The 22028-nt window shown below is 52.6% G+C and carries 13 protein-coding genes; 5 read left to right on the forward strand and 8 right to left on the reverse strand.

What is annotated here, in order from left to right:
- Positions 1-15: 15 nt before the first annotated feature.
- The 5 genes from PLIM_RS03565 to PLIM_RS03585 form a co-directional block, all read right to left on the reverse strand.
- The gene (locus PLIM_RS03565) at positions 16-603 is read right to left on the reverse strand and encodes a hypothetical protein (RefSeq protein ID WP_013108946.1); all 588 of its coding nucleotides are present in this window, start codon (positions 601-603) and stop codon (positions 16-18) included.
- 111 nt (positions 604-714) lie between these two features.
- On the reverse strand, positions 715-3993 hold the full coding sequence (locus PLIM_RS03570) for an efflux RND transporter permease subunit (protein WP_013108947.1): 3279 nt from the start codon (positions 3991-3993) through the stop codon (positions 715-717).
- 14 nt (positions 3994-4007) lie between these two features.
- The gene (locus tag PLIM_RS03575; RefSeq protein ID WP_013108948.1) at positions 4008-5558 is read right to left on the reverse strand and encodes an efflux RND transporter periplasmic adaptor subunit; all 1551 of its coding nucleotides are present in this window, start codon (positions 5556-5558) and stop codon (positions 4008-4010) included.
- A gap of 185 nt (positions 5559-5743) precedes the next feature.
- Complete coding sequence (locus PLIM_RS03580) at positions 5744-6217, reverse strand: hypothetical protein (protein WP_013108949.1); 474 nt, start codon at positions 6215-6217, stop codon at positions 5744-5746.
- Between the two features lie 222 nt (positions 6218-6439).
- The gene (locus tag PLIM_RS03585; protein WP_013108950.1) at positions 6440-7711 is read right to left on the reverse strand and encodes a ribonuclease D; all 1272 of its coding nucleotides are present in this window, start codon (positions 7709-7711) and stop codon (positions 6440-6442) included.
- Between the two features lie 275 nt (positions 7712-7986).
- Here PLIM_RS03585 and PLIM_RS03590 point away from each other — a divergent pair, with 275 nt between their 5' ends.
- Together PLIM_RS03590 and recJ are read left to right on the forward strand one after the other, a co-directional pair.
- Entirely contained in the window at positions 7987-8829 is an 843-nt protein-coding gene (locus PLIM_RS03590) for a phytanoyl-CoA dioxygenase family protein (RefSeq protein ID WP_013108951.1), read from the forward strand.
- A 165-nt stretch (positions 8830-8994) separates the two neighbouring features.
- Positions 8995-10746 (forward strand): single-stranded-DNA-specific exonuclease RecJ, encoded by a 1752-nt coding sequence (gene recJ / locus PLIM_RS03595; RefSeq protein ID WP_013108952.1) that lies wholly within the window; start codon positions 8995-8997, stop codon positions 10744-10746.
- 257 nt (positions 10747-11003) lie between these two features.
- On the opposite strand, the gene PLIM_RS03600 is transcribed toward recJ, so the two are convergent.
- Positions 11004-12497: a tetratricopeptide repeat protein gene (locus tag PLIM_RS03600; RefSeq protein WP_230849387.1), complete on the reverse strand. Its 1494-nt coding sequence runs from the start codon at positions 12495-12497 to the stop codon at positions 11004-11006.
- Between the two features lie 233 nt (positions 12498-12730).
- Here PLIM_RS03600 and PLIM_RS03605 point away from each other — a divergent pair, with 233 nt between their 5' ends.
- Positions 12731-13768: a 3-keto-disaccharide hydrolase gene (locus tag PLIM_RS03605; protein WP_013108954.1), complete on the forward strand. Its 1038-nt coding sequence runs from the start codon at positions 12731-12733 to the stop codon at positions 13766-13768.
- A gap of 4 nt (positions 13769-13772) precedes the next feature.
- On the opposite strand, the gene PLIM_RS03610 is transcribed toward PLIM_RS03605, so the two are convergent.
- Complete coding sequence (locus PLIM_RS03610; protein ID WP_013108955.1) at positions 13773-14786, reverse strand: polysaccharide deacetylase family protein; 1014 nt, start codon at positions 14784-14786, stop codon at positions 13773-13775.
- 559 nt (positions 14787-15345) lie between these two features.
- Here PLIM_RS03610 and amt point away from each other — a divergent pair.
- On the forward strand, positions 15346-19398 hold the full coding sequence (gene amt / locus PLIM_RS22355; RefSeq protein ID WP_148226961.1) for an ammonium transporter: 4053 nt from the start codon (positions 15346-15348) through the stop codon (positions 19396-19398).
- Between the two features lie 50 nt (positions 19399-19448).
- Positions 19449-20462 carry an HD domain-containing phosphohydrolase gene (locus tag PLIM_RS03620; RefSeq protein WP_013108957.1) on the forward strand — a complete coding sequence of 338 codons (1014 nt, stop codon included), beginning with the start codon at positions 19449-19451 and terminating at the stop codon, positions 20460-20462.
- Between the two features lie 76 nt (positions 20463-20538).
- On the opposite strand, the gene PLIM_RS03625 is transcribed toward PLIM_RS03620, so the two are convergent.
- Positions 20539-21981, reverse strand: a complete 1443-nt coding sequence (locus PLIM_RS03625) for a UDP-N-acetylmuramoyl-tripeptide--D-alanyl-D-alanine ligase (protein ID WP_013108958.1) — start codon at positions 21979-21981, stop codon at positions 20539-20541.
- Positions 21982-22028 lie beyond the last annotated feature (47 nt).

Genomic DNA, 22028 nt, shown 5'->3' on the forward strand with positions numbered 1-22028 from the left:
TCGCGAATCGTTTAATCACTTCGAATGACTATGGTCACCACCTTCATGATCATGCCCATGATCATGGCTGTGTGCGAGCTTACCACTAAAGGGCTTGCCATCGACCGTCACGACCAGTTTGGCAGAGACTCCGTGCGCATCCAGCTTTTCGCAGAGCACTTTATCCTGTGATACAAATTTCGACGATTTTCCTGCTGGATCATTCGTATCTGGCGTCGCGGGCAGTTTAAATTGTTCGGCTTTTCCCTCCAGTGACACATTGACAATGACATCGGTCGCTTCAATCGGGACGCTGTTTTTTGCACTTCCATCGAGTAGATAGATTGTGACGGTTCCCGCCTCGTCGTCGTGTACGACTTCCGCATGGTATTCATCATTACCTAATTCCACGAGTTGCCCATGATGCGGCCCTTCTGCCGAATGAGCATGCCCGTGATCGTCATGGGGCTTCGCAGGGGTAGCGGAAGTTGTGGTTTGTTTCGCAGAGCTTGGCTCTCCTCCACAACCTGCCATTAAACTCCCGGCGAGGCCCAGTCCAGCCAGGCAAATCACCGGAATGAACCGTCCTGCCAAACGATGATGAACACAAGTTGTCGTAAGCATGTTTTTCCATCCTTGAGTCGGTAGCAAACTATAAACAGCGTCTTGTTAAAGGCAGTATTCTGCGATTGTGCCAGCACTCGCTGAGACAACCGCCTCCAGAGATAGCCGTGGCTATCTGTCATCCACTGATGATCCTGAAATGACAGAGTCTTCCTTAACGTGAAAAGTTGCCAACTCGTCATGTTCTATTAAAGGGATCTCTGTATCTGTCTGACTGACGACCCGTGCAGCCGATCTCAAGCCAAACAGCCAGAACAAAGCCGGGTGGACAAAGAAGTCGAGCATCGTCGAACTGATGACCCCTCCCAGGATCACTGTCGCGACCGGATAAAGGATTTCTTTCCCCGGTTCATCGGCTGCCAGCACCAATGGCACCAGGCCAATTCCCGCCGTCAGTGCCGTCATCAACACAGGTGCCAGCCGCTCGAGACCGGCACGCACAATCATCTCTTTCGTCCAGCCTTCACCCTCATAACGGACGAGATGGAGATAATGATTCAGCAGTAGAATTCCATTTCGTGAAGCAATCCCTGTCAGCGAGATAAAGCCCACCATGGCAGCGATTGTCAGTGTCTGCCCGGTCATCACTAGTGCCACCACTGAACCGATAAATGCCATGGGTAAAGCCGTCATCACCTGGAGTGATAAATTGACAGAGCGAAACATCGAATAGAGCGCTAGAAAGACTCCCATCAGCGAAATACCAAAGAGGAGAGCAATCATCCGACTGGCCGACTGCTGACTCTCAAACTGCCCGCTGTACTCCACGAAATAGCCTTCCGGGAGGCTGGCGATCACTGGTTCGATTTTCTTTTGAATGTCCTGCACCACATCGACGACGCCCCGCTCAGAGACATTGCATTGTAAGACAACCCTGCGGCGCACATTTTCTCGGTTCACCGTATTGGGCCCGCCTGATTGATAGATCTTCGCCACCGCTTCCAAAGGCACCTGTCCACCTTCAGGCAGATCAATGGTCAGCCTTTTCAGTGCTTCCAGATTCTCTCTGGCACCGTCATTCAAACGGACAAGTAGATCGAATTGACGCTGCCCCATCAGCACCTCAGAGACCACTTCTCCATTCATCGCTGTCGCTATGAATTCATTGATCTCACTCACAGAGAGCCCGTTGAGCAGCAATTTGTCGCGATCCACCTCGATCCTCAATTGAGGGATCATCACTTGTGGTTCAAGGAGTGGATCTTTCACTCCGGGAATCCCTTTCATGACTGAGAGCATCTCTTCGGCCTTACGCCGCAGCACATCGAGATCGTCACCATAAATTTTGATACCAACCTGGGCCTTCACTCCCGAGATCATGTGCGATATCAGATGAGCAATCGGCTGCTCCACGGCGGTCACAATTCCCGGAATATCCGCCATCGCTTCGCGAATTTCGTTGAGCGATTCTTCCCGACTGCGTGATGATTGAGGGTCGAGTTCTATGAGATATTCACTCATGTTGACGCCCTCGGCATGTTCATCGAGTTCAGCTCGCCCAGTGCGGCGGGCAAAAGAGTCAATCTCTGCGACCGCCTGTAATCGCTCTTCAACTTTACGATTGATCTCGTTCGAGGTCGCCAGCGAAGTTCCCGGCGGCAAGACCACATTGAGCTGAATGGTCCCTTCGTTAAATGGAGGCAGAAAATCCTTCTCCAGATGAGCCACAAAGACTCCGGCAATCACCACCATGACCATCGTCACCGTGAGGTTCAGCCGTGGAAATGTCAGACTGAAGCGAATGATCTTCTCGGCGACGCATTTGAGACCTCTCAATACAAAACTGTCCTGCCCGTGTTCCATCAATCGGGCATTCCCTAACAGCCAGTAAGAGAGCACGGGGGTCACAGTTAGGGAAACCAGTAGCGATGCCATAATCGACACGATGTACGCCACACCCAGGGGCGTAAACAGCTTCCCTTCCATCCCCGTGAGAGCAAACAGCGGCACAAACACCAGGCAGACAATGATCGTCGCGAACACGACCGAGTTGCGAACTTCTGTGCTGGCCTGATAAACCACCAGCAATGCCGGCTTGGGATGCGCTGCCTGCCGATTCTCTTTCAACCGGCGGAAGATATTCTCGACATCGACAATCGCATCGTCGACGAGTTCACCAATGGCAATTGCCAATCCTCCCAGCGTCATCGTGTTGATCGATAAGCCAAAAATCGAAAAGACCACTGCCGTCAAGGCGAGTGATAAGGGGATTGCGGTAAATGTGATGAAGGTCGTGCGGAAATTCATCAGAAAGAGGAACAGAATGATGACGACTAGAATGCCCCCGTCGCGCAGGGCTTCCATCACATTCTCGATCGCTCGGTCGATAAAATCCTTTTGTGAATAGGTCGGCTGAATACGAATATCAGAGGGCAATCCCGCTTTGAGTTCTTCGACAGCCTTAAGAATGTTTTCTGTAATGAGGCGAGTATCTGCGCCCGGTTGTTTATTGATGGTCAGGATGACTGCCGGCCCTCCGGAAAATTTGAACTGCTCTGCTTTTGCAGCAGATTCATCGGGAGTGGTCGTAGCCAATTCATCTTTCAGACGCACAAAGACACTGCTGTCCCCCCGCTTGACTTGCGGCCCTTCCATCACCTGGGCAACTTGCGCTAAAGCCACCGGCCGGCCATCGCGTACCGTGACCACCACCTTTTGCAGATCCTCGAGTGATTGAATCCGCCCCAGCGCTCGCACTAGCAATTCATTGGGCCCCTGCTGGTCGAGATAACCCCCCGTCGCATTTTGATTACTGTCAACAACTGCCTGTTTGACCTGTTGTAATGTCACTCCGTATTGCAGCAGTGCGTCGGGATCGACCAGCACTTGAAACTGCTTCCTGCCACCACCCATCGTGAAGACTTGCGAAACTCCCGGGACAGTTAACAGACGCTGACGCACCACCCAGTCGGCCAGCGTTCGCAGTTCGACAGGATTGGTTTTGCCATCTTCGCTCCACATCCCCAGCATGAGGATCTGTCCCATGATGGAAGAAATCGGTGCCAGAGTGGGCACGACTCCCGCAGGCATACGGTCCTGCACCAGTTGCAATCGTTCCATGACAATCTGACGGTCGGTATAGATATCTGTCCCCCAGTCGAATTCGACATAGATGACCGAAATCCCGATCCCTGATGAACTGCGTACCGCCTGAACGCCATTGGCACCATTGATGGCCGTTTCGATCGGAAACGTAACGAGCGTTTCGACCTCTTCCGGAGCCAGACCCGGAGCTTCGGTCATAATGACCACCCGCGGTCGATTCAAATCCGGGAAGACATCAATCGTTGCCTGCCAGGCCTGCCACGTTCCGTATCCCATCAGGAATACAGCCACAACCATCACAATCATCTGCTGCCGCAGTGCAAATCGAATCATCGCGTTGAGCAAGACGAACCTCTCGATCAATGACTGTGCCCGGCATGCGGATCAACGCCGCCACCGGACTTGTTCTTGAGGGCCATCTGCAATTGATGCGCACCACGTAGCGCGACAACATCTCCCGGAAAGACCGAACCATCATTCTTGATCACGGCAAACGACTGATCGCGATAAATCACATGCACAGGAACACGTTCAAAATGTTTCCCGTTCTGCTGGAAGACAAATGCTTCAGCGCCTTCCTGGGCAATCGCATCGACAGGTAGCACAATCTGCTCACGCCACTCCTCGACAGGAACCCGGAGCTGCAAGCGTTGGCCTGGTCGATATTTCCACTCGTTGAAACGCAGTCCGTTCGGAGAGGGAACTGAGCGGGTGAGTTCATTCGGCAAGCGAACATAAAACGGAAGACTTCGCGACTGCACGTTGATATCACTGGCTGCATAGAGCAATTCCAGCCCTGGTAATTGATCGGCTGGCTTCCCGGCCCGCTCAAACACAGCCGTCACTTTCCAATGATTGGCGGCTGCCGTCGCCAGGAGTGGAGCATCCTGCTCGAAGGCCCGTCCTTCGATATACAATTCCGACATATCCGATAGCACCGCCAGAGTCTCTCCCGCCTGAACACGCTCCCCTTTGCTGACCAGGACTTCCTGAAGAATGAGAGCCGTTTTCTCTGCCTGCCCCGCCGCATGCCCATCACGGCGAAGATGCGGTTCACCCGCTGGATGGGAATCGTGATCACTCTCACGGAAACGAACCTGCGCAATGCTGTTATCAGTCAGTTCGATCTCATCTTCAGCATGTCGATCCGGAGAGGGCACCCGGATCTGCAGGTCTCTCAGGAGTCGCCGGTGTTCGATAATGTCCTGAATCTGACGGTCAGATAGTCCTTGCAGCCTTAAGGCTTCTTTCTGCGCAGCCAGCAGCACTTCCAGCTTCTCTTTGGCATATTGCCGCTCCAGCATGGTTCGCTGAGGAATCGCGCCCGATCTGGTCACTTCTTCCAATCGGGCGATCTCCCGCTGTTCAACATCGAGATCACCAATCGTTTTGAAAATTTCCGTCTGGGTCGCGACGAGTTCATCAGCCGTGATTCGAAGCTCAAACAGCAATGTTCCCGGAGTGATTGCTTCACCCTGAACCGCATGGACATGGGTAATGACACCCGCCATCGGTGTCGAGACTTGAATTCGCGTTCTACCAGGGCGTTCTACGACAATCGCCGGCACTGTGATCGAGCGGACAAATGTCTCCAACTGAATCGGTTTGAGAGACTCTTTGGTCAGCCCGATATTTCCCATCGCCTGCTGCGAAAGCTCCAGTGAATTTGCATCATCATGTGCATGGGCATGATCACCATGGTCATGACCTGCTGCATCAGTACCCTCACCGTGAGGATGGTCATCCGCAGCATTGACCCTTTTCTGCGCAGAGATCGTATGGCGAACCCAGGTCTGTGCATGGGGCCACCAGTAAGTGGCTGTGATGCCTCCCAAAGCCAGAAGTACAATGGCTCCAGACCACCAGATCCATTCCCACGAGCATTTACGGAACCAGCTGGAAAGATTCATAAGTTTCCCTTTTCGGGATAGACAGCCCGCGTAGACTTTGAGCGTCAAGCTGAGAAAACGTTGAGCAAGAAGCATGGAGATCGATCAGACGTCGCACCCACGCTTCGGTGAAACAAAAACCGGCAAATGGCAACAGCAGGTCGCCCAAAGAGATAGCCGCTTGCTCACAAGCAGGTTGTCATGGCTTAAACGCGCCAGACCTGAGTGATGGCGCATCGCTCGCGCGCAGAAACGGGCAGCGACCTTTCAATCACGCCGCACCAGACGTTCCCCTGGAGTTGGTCGATCAATCGCAACTCGTTAATGGATGAAGGGAAAAAATCCGGCGCTTCAAAGCTGATTTTCTCTGAGTGGCTGGCAATCACCACCCCCAGATCAACAGCACAATCCTCCTCTTCACAGGGAGGGTGCTCTGAGGACTGCGGGTCACCAGCAGCCTGCCCAGCCAAAGTAACTTCTTCGGGAACTTGCTTAGACCCGCCGTGAGTATGACCACAGCAAGAACGTCTGGCGGGGGTGCGAACCAAGGCTTCATCAGCCACTGCAACAGTGACCTGGGCAGCTCCCGGCAGGATATGCACATGATGCCAGCAGCACCCGAAAATGCTGTGAAACAGCATCGGTACGAGTGCAATCAAACTGGCAACTTTCCCGCTCACTTCGAACAACCTGCCTTACTGCACGAGGCTATCTAAATATTCAGTCTTCTGAAAATATCCGCATTTCCGAGTATTGAGTCAACTGAGGTTTTTGCTCGAATGGCAGATCGAAAGGTTATCGCGCTAACCAGTTAATCAACTATTCTTGTCGGCAGCACCTACTGCTGAAGCTGTGCCAGTAAATCCAAAGACGTCGATACACACGACAACTCTACTCACAAATCACGAAGATTTAGGCTTCCGGCGAGATGGTCTCACAGGCCGCTTCGCTGGTCCCAGTCGCGAGGTTTTCTCGACAATCCCTTCATCACTGCGATACTCGAACACCAGCGGATGATCCGATTGCGGGTCGGCCACTCGCAACGAGATTTTGCCATCGAGGACATTACTGAGCAGGTCGCCGCATACTTCGGCTCTCCAGCCCTGCATCAGCCGGGGTGTTCCATGCCGCTTGTCCCCAAAGACATGCCACCTCACCAGATGCCTCAGGTCAGCCGTCTTCCCCACAATCGACATCGCCACGTTCATTTCAGCACAGCGGTTGGCCAGCGCAATCCCAAGGAGCTGACCCAGCAATTGCTCATCATGCGACTGATCGTCCTCCGGCTCCGGGGGCCTCGAAGGCAACTGATCTTCAGGGAGCGCCAGGGCGGTATCAATCGCTGCGAGAATCTCTGCAGCCGCCTTGCGATACTCCGTGCGATTCATATCCCGGGTCGCGACCAGTTCATCAATATTAGCTGGCTGACGTCGAGCCAGCTCAATCAACAGGTCATCCCGCAAGATGCGTCGTGCAGGCTTATCTCGCGCCTCGGCTTCATGCTCCCGCCACCAGAAAACATTCTTGGCGACAGCCAGTTCGCGGGAATTCAACTTGTGCAGCCCGGGTAGCTTTAACCACGCCTCATCAGCTCGTTCCAGTACCACATCGCGAACCAGCCGCGTGAATTCATCTTCAACCCAGGCCAGTCGATTTTTCTTCTTCAAATCGGCCGATTGCTTGGCCCAGATGGGCAGGATGTGCTGAACATCTTCGAGCGCATAATGCACCTGCGATTTCGTCAATGGTCTTCGGCGCCAGTCGGAACGTGTTTCTTTCCCGTGGGATTTATGACCTAGAACACGCTTCACCAGCGCGTCGTAACCCAAAGGAAAACTCCGACCTCGAAATCCTTCCGCAATCTGCACATCTTTAAAGTTGACCGGAGCCTGTCCCGTGTTGGTGACACAGAACCGCGCCTCTTCTCGACCACCGTGCGCCACCACCACGACGTCGGGATCCAGCATAATCTCCCACCAGGGAGCAAGATCACGCACTTCAAACGGATCGACCAGAACTGCTCGATCAGGCGTCGCCAGCTGCAGAAGGCACAATTCGGGGCGCCAGGTAAACTCCGAAATAAACTCCGTATCGAACCCCACAATCCCCGCTTGACGGATGGATTTGCAGAATGCTTCAAACTCATGCTGCTGAGTCATCAACGATTCGGTCATTAATTCCTGGCCCGAAAATCGAATTCAAATAATGCAATCTTTGTCATGACGAATTCCTGCCGCCATGAATTCCAGCTTTTCCAAACATCATCCCCGCTGGCACGAACTGTAGCAACACTCCTGACTTAAGGTTCATCTGCCAGCAGAAAAAATCCTCGACCGCAGGTCAGGTCATCGGTTTTGTACTGGAAAATGGCTTTCGGAACGTGTCCAATCCCATCAACAAAGTACGATACGAATATGCACGCGTACACGTTCTAGTCAGGGGAACACAATTGCTCAAAGATCAATTTCAGGCCGTGCCAGATTCATCACAACTGCAGCAGATCGAACGCGATCTGCGCTTCTACCCCACCACAAATGCACACCCACAAGTCCTTTCTCAAGAACAGGTTGAGCAGTTTAACCGTGACGGATACATCAAGGATCTGACGATCTTTTCCCCTGCGGAAATCGCCTCGATCCGTCAGCAATTCGATGAATTACTTTCTCGCACACTGGCGACGGGGGCTGACAGTTATTCCATCAGTTCAGCACATCTCAAGTATGGATTCTGTTGGGATCTGCTGACGAATTCCCGCATTGTCGCCATTGTTAAAGATCTGCTGGGTGAAAATGTCGTCGCCTGGGGCTCGCATTTCTTCTGCAAAATGCCTGGAGACGGTAAAGCGGTCGCCTGGCATCAGGATGCCAGCTATTGGCCACTGAGCCCTTCTCGCAATGTGACTGCCTGGCTCGCCATCGACGATGCTGACATCGAGAATGGCTGCATGCGTTTTATCGCAGGCTCGCATCAATACGGGCATATGACCTTCCGCGATAGTAATCCTGCCGAACATAACGTTCTCAACCAGACGATCGAAAACCCCTGGCAATATGGCCACGAAGTCATCGACTCGCTGGCAGCAGGGCAGATTTCGATTCACTCTGATCTTTTGCTCCATGGTTCCGAAGCCAACAATTCCTCGCGTCGCCGTTGCGGATTAACTCTTCGCTATGCCGCTGCAGAAGTCCGTGCGGCTCTCGACTGGAATCAGAAAGGAGTCATCGTCAGTGGCAGCGATCCCTCAGGACACTGGGCCAATCGTCCACGCCCCACTCGGGATCTTCCCGAGTAATCGTCCCGGACTTCACTCGCATCGAGGGGAGCGTCGTGCATCCCCCATGGCTCTCCACAGTCGCTACCAGTCAAAGCCGCTCTGGCTCCATTTGGATTTCACACTCATCGTGGTACGCTCTGCGGGGTGACAATCCCGTCACTTTGAGCATGGAGTAATAAGTGTATGGTCTCGACAGAGCGGCGGGTCTGGCAATATGCACATGTCGATCAAGAATCCATTCGCAGGCTGGCCGCAGAACTGCAGATCAGCCCACTCCTGGCTCGCGTCCTTGTCGCCCGTAAGATTCATACCCGCGAAATGGGTTTGAAGTTCTTCTCCCGCAAACTCAGCGAACTTCACGATCCCGAACAATTGCCCGGCATCAGTCAAGCCGCCGACCGCATCGTTGAAGCCATTAAACATCAGCGACTCATCACGATATACGGCGATTACGATGTCGATGGTGTCACTGCCACCAGCCTCTTATGGCATTGTATCCGCCTCGCGGGTGGTCGCTCCGAATACTATATTCCAGCCCGTCTCGAAGAAGGTTACGGGCTCAACAGCACGGCCATCGAAACTCTCGCAGCCCAGGATCCATCCCAGCTCGTCGTCAGTGTTGATTGTGGCATTACCAGTCTTATCGAAGCCAGACGCGCCCGCGAACTCGGCCTCGAACTGATCATTACTGATCATCACCAGTTTGCCGAAAATTTCCCGGAAGAAACGATTCTCGTCCACCCTCGTCTGCCCGGTAGCAGCTACCCATTCGGCGAGCTTTGCGGTGCCGGCGTCGCCTTCAAACTCGCCTGGGCTGTCTGTGCTCGATTAGGGGATGGCAAAAAGGCTTCTCCCCGCATGAAAGAGTTTCTCTTAAGTGCCATTGGCCTGGCAGCCATCGGTACCGTTGCCGACGTCGTTCCCTTAACGGGAGAAAACCGTGTTCTCGTTCACTATGGCCTTTCCACCATCGGCGAGAAATCCTCCATTGGTCTGAAGGCACTCATCAAAGCGGCTGGGCTTCACGAAAAAACATCTCTCGCGGCAGATGATATTGGCTTTTCCCTGGGCCCACGAATTAATGCTGCAGGCCGCTTAGGGCAAGCCCGCCTCGCTGTCGAACTCCTGACGACCGATAACGAAGATCGAGCGCAGAAACTGGCTGCCTACCTCGATGAACTCAACAAGCAGCGACAATCGCTCGAACGAAAAATGTTCAAGCAGGCCAAAGATCTCGTCAACGATCACCCTGCCTGGAGCGAAGAAAAAGCACTCGTGCTCACCCATGACGAATGGCATGCCGGCGTGATTGGTATCGTCGCTGGCAAAGTGGCTGAAAGTTTTCAACGACCTGCCATTCTCCTGGGCCCCTCGACTTCAGCCGATATTCTGCAAGGCTCTGGCCGCTCATTCGCCGGATTTAATCTGCATGAAGGGCTGGTCGCTTGCCGGGAGCACCTTATTACGTTCGGTGGTCACCATGCGGCAGTCGGCATGAAGTTGTCCCGCAAGCATTTGGATACATTCCGGGCGTCGCTGGTCGATTTTGTTTCTCAGAATCACTCGGTCGAACCAGGTTCAGCCCCTTTGCCGATCGATGCCGAAGTGACCTTCCAGGAAATCAGCACCCGGGCTATTGAAGAACTCGATCTGCTGGCCCCTTTTGGCAGTGCCAACCCTCGCCCCATGTTCGCCGCGACTCGTGTGGAACTGGCTGCACCACCGAAAACTATGGGTGAAGGAGGGCGCCACTTATCGCTCCTGCTCAAGCAGCACGATAAAACCTTGCGGGCCGTCGCTTTTGGGCAGGGAGAATGGGCTGAAGAGATCGCCGCACACTCGGCAATTCACCTCGCCTTTCAGCCCATCATCAATGAATTCCGCGGCCAGAGAAATGTCGACCTGCACATTAAAGACTGGGCCCCCGCCACTTAATTCGATTGACCTCAGTAGAAGAAACCCTCGCCCACGTCATCGTGAAAGAGGGCAATCTGAGGATCATCTGCACTTCATCAGGTAGGGTGCAAGAAGTTCCGACGGATTGCACCATCTTCTATAGGCATCAAACTCAGATATTGGACACTCTACTTGCATCCCAGATCTGTATTTGACACACAAGGCAACATCCCAGCTTCATCCCAAGCCATGCCGGCTTTGCACAACATGCTCTACCACAGCCCTCTCCAACAAGCCTATCCGGCTGCTCCCTGGATCTTCTCCAACCGCTCACGAGTATCTTTATAGCTGTAATCGACAGCCAGCACTTCGTTGTAATGGTTCTCGGCTTTCGTATTGTCTTTCGACTGTTCGTAAAGTCGCGCCAGAATGTAATGGCACTCCTTGTAAGGGTCAGGCGTATCCTGAAAGTTCAGTTTGGTAACGGCCTTTTCGAACTGTCGGCGAGCCAGATCATTTCGGCTCTCGGCAAGAAAACATTTCCCGAGGTTGACCAGTACTGTGGCCTCATGGCGAGGGTCATTCGCCGCCTGCTGATACAGCGGAATCGCCTGCGGGTACTTTTTCAGGCGGAAGTATCGCTCTGCCAGTTCGAACTTGATCTTCAGATCAGCCGGATACCGATCAATTCGACGTGTGAACACATCCACTTCCCGGGCAATCAACTCTTTCGCAATTTCAGCCGCTTTGGCTTTGGCGTTCGCATCCCCCTTTTCGGCAGCATCGCGTAACTGTTCGAGTTGTCGCTTCGTCAGAAGAATCTCGACATCTTCCCATTGCTCTCGCAAATTGGGATCATTGGAAACTTCCAACCCCTTCTTCAAAATCTCTGCCTGTTCAGAGAACTTTCCTTCCTTGCGGTAATACTCGGCCAGCTTCACATAGTGGCCAATATTCTCGGGCTCTTTGCGAATCTGCCTTTGCAAATCCGCCTCGACCGACATCCCCGGCCCGTCGGCTTCTTCCGCTTTCGCCAATCGATCATGTTCGTAACCACGCTTCATTTCCTGCGTGTCTTTTGCCTTTTCATACCCACCACGATCAATCGTCTGGCTGGCACCCAACTGCGTAATCTTGGATCGATACGAGCCATTCAAAGGCTCCAGCTTGGCCAATCGCTGATAGATACCAACCGCCCCCTGGTAGTTGCCACGCTGCTCGTAAATATCTGCCAGCGAGATCAGAAAAGTCTTATTCTCGGGTTCTGATTGAACCGCCTTCTCATAAGCCCAGGTGGCCACCTCTTCAAACCCTCGTTCGCGGCAGCATTCACCCACATCATGATTGAACTGCCCATCCCAGGGATTCAGCGCCAGGCCTTCTTCGGCGGCCTTATCCATCTCCGCCCAGTCTTTGGCTGTGCGAGCCTTCTTTACCCGGCCCCGCAAACTGTTCACCTTCAGGAAAACCATCCGGGCGCCAGTCTTGTTGTTGCCGTATTTCTTCTCCTCGACACCCCGCAAGGCCTGACGATAGTTCATAAATTCAGGGAAGAATTGCACGGCATTGCCAAACATCTCGATGGCAAAGTCCCAGTTCTGCCGGGACATCGCCTCCGTCCCCTTTTTCCACCACTCATTGGCGATTTTTTTCCGGCGGTTATTATCTTCCTGAGTTCCAAAATCGACCATCGCAGGAATCCCGTGAAGTCTCAAAGTAATGTCGTTCAATGCGAATTCATCATGACCCAGCCGGATGGACTCCAGACCAGATCTATCGAAAGAGTACACGGGAAGCGAAGATCTTGCCAATCGGCAACTCGACTCACACCCACGCTTTTGCAGATCGGGCCGGCTGACATTGCTCAATCAGCCGCATGATTTCATCACCTGGCGATGTTCCATTCAGCATCTTGCTTTCAAATCACTCGTGCCGCATGATCTTCGAGATCTCATCCAAACAAGGTTCCACTTGCTGAGACTCGATCTGGATTGTCGCGATCAAGCTCAAGGATTCACCTGCTATGAAAACCGTCTTTCTGCTCCACCGTTCCCAAGGGCTGAATCTCCTCACGACGGCACTGCTGTTAGCTGCTGGTACTGGCTTTTCGACGGATTCCGTGGGGATCACCTCCTGCCACGCTGCCGGTGAAACCGACGTCACCAAGGTCGATGACGACTTTGCCCTTCAGGGAGAATATCGCGGCGAAGTGACCATCGAAGAAGGCAAAATTCCCGTCGGAGCACAGGTGATCGCCCGTGGAAAAGGGAAGTTTCGTCTCGTCGGATATCCTCTGGGCCTGCCCGGTGAAGGATGGGATTCCACCCGCAAGCATGAAGTGGAAGGGTCGCGAACCGGCGAACAGGTCACGTTTCAGGGAGAAGAACTTGCTGGGATCCTCTCAGCCACTGGCATCACCGTCACGAACAGTGACGGCAACAAAATTGGCGAGCTCAAAAAAGTCATTCGCAAAAGCCCGACATTGGGAACACAGCCTCCCGAAGGTGCTGTTGTCCTCTTTGACGAAAAAGGGACCAATCGGTTCCCCGGCAGCAAAATCTCTCCCGAAGGCTGGCTGATGCAGGGGGCGACCAGCGAACCAACTTTTGATGACTTCTCACTCCACCTCGAATTCATGCTCTCTTACGCGCCGGATAAGCTGGGGCAGGGCCGAAGCAATAGCGGTTTGTATCTGCAGGGCCGCTACGAAGTGCAGATTCTCGATTCTTTTGGCCTCGAAGGCAAAGACAACGAGTGCGGCGGCATCTATACCGTCAGTGCTCCGGCGGTCAACATGTGCTTCCCGCCTCTGCAATGGCAGACTTACGATGTGGACTTTACAGCCGCCCGCTTTGATGAAACTGGCAAGAAGCTTGAAGACGCCAAAGTGACCGTTCGGCACAATGGCACATTGATTCATAAAGACATCAAAGTCCCAAAAGCGACGACGGCAGCACCACTCCCCGTGAAACCCACACCCGGCCCAATTTTCTTACAGGATCATGGCGATCAGGTACGATTTCGGAATATCTGGGTACTCCCCAAATCCTCAGCGAAATAACTTCTCACCTGCGGTGAAAGCATTGAGGTAGCGTCAGGATGGCGTCGAAAAGGTCGCGTGTCACGTTGGTTTCAACAGCCATGCGGGGCACAGCTAAAGAATCGACCCGAGATGCTGTGCCGTAACCTCCAAAATAGGTGAACGACCAGTCGAAGCCGTGATAGGCTAACAGCTCACGGGTATCGTTGTTAAAACTCCCTCGACCGCCCACCGGGAAGCTGAACCATCGGCACGCTTTACCCAGCTCTTCGGTCAATCGCTGCTGGCAGTTGCCAATCTCGAAATTCTGTTCATCGCGGGATAGGTTCGCCAGGATCGGGTGAGTGGTGGTATGTCCGCCAAAAGACATCCCGCCACGCTGCATTTCTCGAATCTGGTCCCAGTTCATCCACAACTTTTCACCGATCAGCTCAGGAGCCCGGCCTGTGCCTAAAGCTTCACCCAGGTAATTCATGAAGAGCTTCGTCCGGCCCCCATTGAGCGTTTTATAACGCTTCAACAATGTCTTCACAGCTTTCTGACGATCCGGCTCATCAAAAGTGATGGTTTCCATAGACCATTCGCTGGCCGGCAAATGACTACGCGGTGATGTCCTGACCATCCAGGCAATCTCATCCCACCAGGGGACGAGATGGTGATCGATAAAGCCGGTTGTCACAAAGAACACGCACGGCGTGTTGTAGGCTTTCAGAATCGGAAAGGCAAATTCGTAGTTATCAATGTATCCATCATCGAATGTCAACATGACATGCCGACCTCGACGGCTGAAGGCATCTGTCAGTTCTTCGGGACGAATCACATCAAAGTCGAGACTCACTCTCCTCACCTGGTATTCGAAATCTTCGATCGAAGCGCTCCACAGCTCTCGATCCAGCAAAGAATTCGAACCATCTCCAACTCGATGGTAATTCAGAATCAAGACACCATTCCACAGAGGGCAACGGCGCAGAATCGGCCCGCACCCTGAGGAACTCAGAGCCTTAGCGAACAGTTCTTGCTTCGATAATCCCCAAGGCATGCCTATGAATTCCTTCAATTCATCAATCGAGTCGAATCACTCTTCACCAGACCAATTCTTAGCAGGTATCAACAACCGGCTGAAATGTTGACCTGAAACTTATACCCCACGATTCAAATCTGGCATTCTCGTAAGCTTCGGCTGTTTTCTTTCACCTCTTGATGCAAATCGACTGCATTCAGTCTAGTGCGAGTTTCTCGACGGGAGCCTTTAAGAGTGCTCAAGTTTTCAATGATCTCAGATAAATTATATACTTAAAATCGTTATTACCGGTCGACACGTTACAATCGATACAAACGACCAATGTCCAACCTGTCGATGATCAACTCGCAAGCTTCATCATTCCCGGTTCCCTGGAGACACATGGCATACGATCAGTCTTCTGTCGGAATGAACTCTTCCAAAGCGAGGGAAAACACTTATTCTTTGCCGTCAAAGTTGGAAGAATCGATACTCTCGTCGATTCGACTTCGTTCAAATTTCTTGAAGGTGGCATTCGTCATCGGGATGTTTCCAAAACGCAACCTAGGTTCACAATTGTCCCGATCGATCATCCGAAGTGAGCCCGGGACGTGTGATCACTGTCGCACTCCAGCGGTCAACACCACCAATTCTTCGGACTGGCACCGTGCAGGTAAGTGTCATGCTCGATGCGTTTCAATCGGTTTCGCTGTTGTGGGTGATGTGCGCCGCCATTCTCGTCTTCATGATGCAGGGTGGTTTCTGCCTGCTGGAAGCGGGTGTGACCCGCACCAAGAACAGCATTAACGTCGCGCTGAAAAACCTCACAGACTTTTGCATTTCAGCCATGATCTTCTGGCTGTTTGGCTACGGCATCATGTTCGGCCACTCTGCCTATGGGTGGATTGGCACTTCTCGCTTCATGCCTGATGAGCAATTCTTCTCCATTGGTAGTACCCCCACAGCGGCCTCGGCCATCGCGTTAGGATTTTTCCTGTTCCAGATGATGTTCTGCGGAACATCGACCACGATTGTTTCGGGTGCCGTCGCAGAGCGAATTCGCTTCGCCGGGTATCTGGTCCTCACCGTTGTACTTTCCGGATTGATCTATCCATTGTTTGGTCACTGGGCATGGGGCGGGGCGGATACAGGATCTCCCACCGGTTGGCTGGCAAAACTGGGCTTTGTCGATTTTGCAGGCTCGACTGTTGTCCACGCCATTGGCGGATGGTTCTCTCTAGCTGCTGTCATCATTATTGGCCCCAGACTGGGACGCTTTGATACCAAAGCTCCTCGCATTCGTGGACATAACCTCGTTTTGGCAACCTGCGGTGTCATGCTCCTCTGGGTCGGCTGGTTTGGCTTTAATGGCGGCAGCACATTAGCACTCAATTCACAGGTTCCTCGAATTCTGGTCGCTACCAACCTGGCTGCGATTGCCAGTTGTTTAACAGCTCTCTTTATGGCCTGGTGGATCGAGAAACGTGCCATTGTTGAAATGACGCTCAATGGGGCACTGGGCGGGCTCGTGGCCGTGACCGCGTCATGCCACATTATTCCCTTTTGGGGAGCGGTCCTCTTGGGTGTTGGTGCCGGTGTCATCTCCGTCGCAGTTACTTATTTACTCGATGATTTCAAGATCGACGATGTCGTCTCTGCAGTTCCTGTTCACGCAGCCTGTGGACTCTTTGGAACCGTCTTCTGGCCACTCTTTACTCCTGAGCAAAGTTTCCAGCACGGCATGAGTTGCCTGCAGCAGTTTGGTGTGCAGTTGCTGGGCTCCGGGGTCGCGTTTGTCTGGGCATTTGGTGTCGGTGGAGTCTGTATTTATCTGATTAATAAAGTCATGCCTCTGCGCGTCAGAGCCCGCGACGAAATTGTGGGATTGAACTTTGTCGAACATGGGGCTTCCAACGACCTGGCCGAACTAATGAGTACCATGAACGATCATCGGACCCGCGGTGATTTCAGCCAGCATGTCTTTGTTGAGCCCCATAGCGAAGTCGGCCAGATCGCTGCAGAATACAACCGCGTGCTGGATCGCGTGACGGATGAAATTCGTGCCCGCGAAGAAACCACCCACGCCTTGAAATCGGCCGAAGAAAAATATCGCAGTATCTTTGAAAACGCCGTCGAAGGGATCTTTCAAACCTCGCCGAGCGGGATCTACATGAATGTGAATCCTGCTCTGGCCAAGATCTATGGCTACGATTCCCCCAACGATCTGATTGGCTCAATCGGCGACATTTCGAAAGATCTTTATGTCGATCCACAAAGACGGGCTGAGTTCTGCCGTCTGATTGAAACGGAAGGGGCCGTCAAAGGTTTTGTCTCGGAAGTTTACAGGCGTGATGGCAGTACCATCTGGATCTCCGAAAACGCTCATCCGGTGAAGAATGCCGCTGGTCGCATTTTATACTATGAAGGCTCTGTAGAGGATGTCACCGAGGTTCGCCGAGCTGAACAATGGCGAGCAGAAAAAGCCGAAGCTGAAGCTGCTAACGAAGCTAAAAGCCAATTTCTCGCCAAGATGAGTCACGAAATCCGGACTCCGCTCAACGGTGTCATTGGCATGCTCGACTTGCTTAAAGCCACCTCGCTCGATGATCGCCAGAAACGCTACGTGACCATCTGTCGTTCATCGGCCGATACCTTGCTGGGTTTAATAAACGATATTCTCGATCTCTCCAAAATCGAGGCCGGTCGTATGGAACTGGCTCTTGTTGATTTTGATCTGCACCAACTGGTCGAAGATATCTCCGAGATGTTTGTCCATCGTGCGGAAGGTAAAGGAGTCGAGCTGGCCTGCCATATTGCTCCCGATGTCCCTCAACGAATTGAAGGGGATCCAGAACGGTTGCGGCAGATCCTGGTCAATCTTGTCGGTAACGCTCTCAAGTTTACTTCTGTCGGCTATGTCCTCATCAAGGTTTCGATGGCTCAATCCCCGACTGGGGAGCATCGCTTGCAGATCCATGTCAAAGATACAGGGATCGGAATTTCGCCAGCTCAGCAACAAAAACTCTTCCAGCCCTTTACCCAGGCAGATGTCACCACATCTCGTCGATTTGGCGGTACCGGGTTGGGGCTATCGATCTGCCGTCAGTTGGCCGACCTGATGCAGGGATCGATACAGATAGAGAGTGCCGTCGGTGTCGGTACGACATTTACTGTCGACCTGCCGTTAACCTCTGCTGAGGTTTCAAAAGTCGCTCCAGAGCATGAGCCATTAGCCGGACTGCGTGTTCTGCTGGTCGATGATAACGAAATTAACCTCGAAATTCTCAGCGAACATCTGGTTGCCTGGGGTTGCCGGGTCAGTAAATGCCTCTCGGCAGAGACCGCATTATCGCTATTAAGTAAACCAGCCACCACAGGTCCAGCTTTCTCGATTGCCATTATCGATAAGCAAATGCCAGGCTTTGATGGTGAAATGCTCGCTGGCAGCATTCGCAAGTACGCACACCTGGATTCCCTGCGCATTCTCATGCTCACCAGTGTCGACTTCAGTGATGCAGCAGTGGATGGGATCCCTCCGTGGGATGCGTGGATCAATAAACCTGTCCGGGCAGGACGTCTGCTCGAGATGTTGCAGAAACTGCGCGACTACGTTCCTTTAGAAAATGCTCGTGAATTGTCTGCACAACAGCCACTATCAGAAACCAAAACACCTTCTGCGAGAATTTTGATTGCCGACGATAATGAGGTCAACCTGATTGTGACCACCGAGCTGGTCAGGTCATTAGGCTTCGATACAGAGACAGCCGCTGATGGGTCAATTGTCCTGGAGAAACTGAAATCGCAAACTTATGACCTGATACTTATGGATTGCCAGATGCCGACCCTCGACGGCTTCGAAACCACACGGAAGATTCGAGAAATCGAAAAACAAGCTCAGAACGGAGAGCATATTCCGATTGTTGCTTTAACGGCGAACGCTATTCAGGGAGATAACGATCGCTGCCGACAGGCTGGCATGGATGGCTATCTCACAAAGCCGATTGACCATGCTCAATTGAGTAACACGTTGTTGCAAATACTGACAACTCATCAGCCGGTTCCACAGCAAGAACACAAAGTTGATATTGAGTTATCCAGCAACAAGAATCTGGTAACACAATTGTCCCCGGTCTCTGTAGGAACAATTCCACAAGTAGTGACGGCTATTGAAACGATTTCACCTGCAAAAAATATTACGAAGTCGATTCTTTCTTCAGTCTCTAGTGATTCCATTGCGATACCAGAGGCCATCATTAATGTTCATCAGCAATCGATCGAAGCGGTGCAATTTCAGGAATTGGTCAATCGCTGCCGGAGAGATCACGAGTTCGCCCTGAGAGTTCTTCAAAAATTCGCCACCCGGGTACTGGCCGATAAGGCACAATTCGCACTCGCTTTAGCTGCTGAAGATTCGAAAACTCTCAAATCGTTATCTCACTCCTTGAAAGGTGCCGCAGCTAACGTTGGTGCGACTCGATTGGCCCAATTGGCTGGAAATCTCGAAGAGCAGATCAGTGACGAGTCTTTAACTGTTCACGAACAGAATCTGAATGACTTATTCAATGAAATTGATACAGTCAGAGAATGGATCGATCGAAAGCTTCTGGCGGAGCATGCTCCAGCCAGTGCTGCTGGATCGGTGGCTCTCTAGTGTCGTCTATTGGTGATCGTGTGGTTCTCCGGTAACAAGGAGCGTCAGAGATGAAAATCCTGATTGTTGATGATGACGACATGATCCTCGAAATGCTCGAACATACGTTAGTACCTGCAGGGTACGAGGTCCTTCGTGCCCATAATGGAACGACGGCTCTGGAGATTCTTTCGCAAGAACCCTGTCGACTCGTGATTTCTGACTGGGATATGCCCGGCATGAGCGGAATCGACCTCTGCAGAGCCGTCCGCTCTCAGGACTTCGTCAGCTATGTCTATGTCCTGCTGCTTACCAGCCATAATAGCCGGGAGTCGCTGGTGGAAGGGATGATTGCCGGCGCCGATGATTTTGTGAACAAACCCTTCGATCCCGAAGAACTTCTGGTGAGGTTAAGAGCCGGAGTCAGAGTTCTCTCGCTGGAAACTCGTGAAGTCCTCATTCACTCGCTCGCCAAACTCACCGAATCCAGAGATCCGGATACGGGCCACCATCTGGAACGTGTTCAGCATTATTCACGAGTTCTGGCCGATGAATTGAGCCGCTCAGAGCGTTATCGCGACATGATCGACGCCGAGTTCATCCGTCTGGTCTTCCTCACCAGTCCGCTGCACGATATCGGTAAAGTCGGTGTGCCCGATAGCGTACTCCTCAAGCCGGGGAAGCTGACGAGTGAAGAATTTGAAGTCATGAAGCGACATACGACGTTAGGCTCGGAAACGCTGTCTTCAGCACTCGAACGCATGCCCGAAGCCAGATTTCTGCAAGTCGCCCGAGACATCGCTGCCAGCCATCATGAAAAATTCGATGGCTCAGGCTATCCCGCCGGTCTTAAAGGAACAGAGATTCCACTGGCTGCCCGGATTGTGGCACTGGCCGATGTCTACGATGCGTTAACCACCAAACGCGTTTACAAGGAAGCCTGTTCTCCCGAAGTCACTCGTGAGATTATCGTCAATTCTTCCGGGACTCATTTCGACCCGGATATTGTGGACGCCTTCATCTCCTGCGAGCACATGTTTGATGTGATTCGCGAACAGTTTATGGATATCTCAAAACTCTCCTGAGAGAAACGCCTCTCGCTGCCAGAGGTTTTTCTATCCCACGGTCGATGCCTTGATAACCGTTTTGAATCGAATGGGCTCATGCCGAAAGTCGATGGAATCGGTCTCGGACTGCGGGTTGAAATGATCGCAGGTTCTCGACAATTCGTTCCAGCCCCATCGAACGTGACCCTTTCACAAGAATCACATCGCCCTCTTCGATCCAGCATTCCAGCAGCATCCACGCCATTTCAACATCTCGAGCGACAGCCAACCGATGTAATGAAAGATTCGTCGCCTTGGCCGCTTTAGCAATCAGGTCTGCATGCTGGCCCACAGCCAGGATAAAATCGATCGAAAGCCCGCCAGCCAATTGTCCCACACGACGGTGTTCCCGCTCACTGATCTCACCTAACTCGGCCATATCGCCCAGCACTGCGATGGTACGGGTTTCTTCGCGCTCTCCCAGCTCTTCTAATGTGCGTAGAGCCGCTGCCATGGCCGAAGGGCTCGCATTGTAGCAATCATCCAGAATCGTCAGTGATGGATGTGGAATCAGCGAACAGCGACCACTCACAGGCTGCCACTTCGCCAATTGATCGGCGATCTCGGCATTCGAGATTCCCACTTCACGCCCCACGGCAATCGCCAGACCTGCATTCTGAACAAAATGGCGGGCGACCGTTCGAATGAAGTAGTCCTGGCCATCCATCACAAATCGATAGCCATCCCTGACAGCACGAACCTGCTGAATCGTCCAGTCGTTGACGGTATCTTCACCGACAGTCACCGTACGGCAATGGGCCTTATCTTTCAGAACCAGAGCAAATGGATCATGCCCCGGAAAGAATGCCACTCCATTTTCCGGCAACGATTCAAACAGTTCTGCCTTCGATTCGGCCACGCTGAGCGGTGTCCCAAACGTTGCCAGGTGAGCCAGACCAATCGAGGTGATGACACCCATTTCGGGCTGGGCGATCTCACACAGTCGCGCAATATCCCCTCGCTGGCCGGCCCCCATTTCAAGAACTGCAAACTCATCCCGAGTACATTCAAGTTCAAGAATTGATAACGGCAACCCCAGTGTATTGTTGAAATTCGCCGGGCTTTGCCGACCCGAGTATCTGGCCTGCAACACTTCGTAGAGCATCGAACGTGTACTCGTTTTTCCCACGCTCCCGGTAATGCCCACGACCAGGCCATCAAACTCATCGCGATGACTCGCAGCGAGTAACTGCAAAGCCAGAACCGAATCTGCCACTACCACAGCCGGCATCGATAACTTGAGCGAAGCGAACTCCGCCTCGAAGTGACGTTCAATAATGGCAAAAGCGGCACCAGCCTTCGCGGCATCACTCAAGAACAAATGCCCATCCCGCTGACCCGTTGACAGAGCGAGAAACAGATCTCCTTCTTTGAGCTTTCTCGAATCGATCGATACCCGGCCCGAGAATTTCTTTTCCGCGGCAGCGACAGTTCGCTGATCACCCAGAATTGTCCCGCAAAGGATCGTTGCCAGAACTTCAAGCGGATGTCGTTTCATCGCGCCTCCACGATGAATGCAACACCATTCAAACCCGGCGTTAAGCT

It is taken from the genome of Planctopirus limnophila DSM 3776 (genome assembly GCF_000092105.1).
GTDB classification, from domain to species: domain Bacteria; phylum Planctomycetota; class Planctomycetia; order Planctomycetales; family Planctomycetaceae; genus Planctopirus; species Planctopirus limnophila.

Coding starts and splice junctions, on each gene's coding strand:
- PLIM_RS03565 (WP_013108946.1), bottom strand. CDS start 603: ATGCTTACGACAACTTGTGTTCATCATCGTTTGGCAGGACGGTTCATT.
- PLIM_RS03575 (WP_013108948.1), bottom strand. CDS start 5,558: ATGAATCTTTCCAGCTGGTTCCGTAAATGCTCGTGGGAATGGATCTGG.
- PLIM_RS03585 (WP_013108950.1), bottom strand. CDS start 7,711: ATGACCGAATCGTTGATGACTCAGCAGCATGAGTTTGAAGCATTCTGC.
- recJ (WP_013108952.1), top strand. CDS start 8,995: ATGGTCTCGACAGAGCGGCGGGTCTGGCAATATGCACATGTCGATCAA.
- PLIM_RS03605 (WP_013108954.1), top strand. CDS start 12,731: ATGAAAACCGTCTTTCTGCTCCACCGTTCCCAAGGGCTGAATCTCCTC.
- PLIM_RS03610 (WP_013108955.1), bottom strand. CDS start 14,786: ATGCCTTGGGGATTATCGAAGCAAGAACTGTTCGCTAAGGCTCTGAGT.
- PLIM_RS03620 (WP_013108957.1), top strand. CDS start 19,449: ATGAAAATCCTGATTGTTGATGATGACGACATGATCCTCGAAATGCTC.
- PLIM_RS03625 (WP_013108958.1), bottom strand. CDS start 21,981: ATGAAACGACATCCGCTTGAAGTTCTGGCAACGATCCTTTGCGGGACA.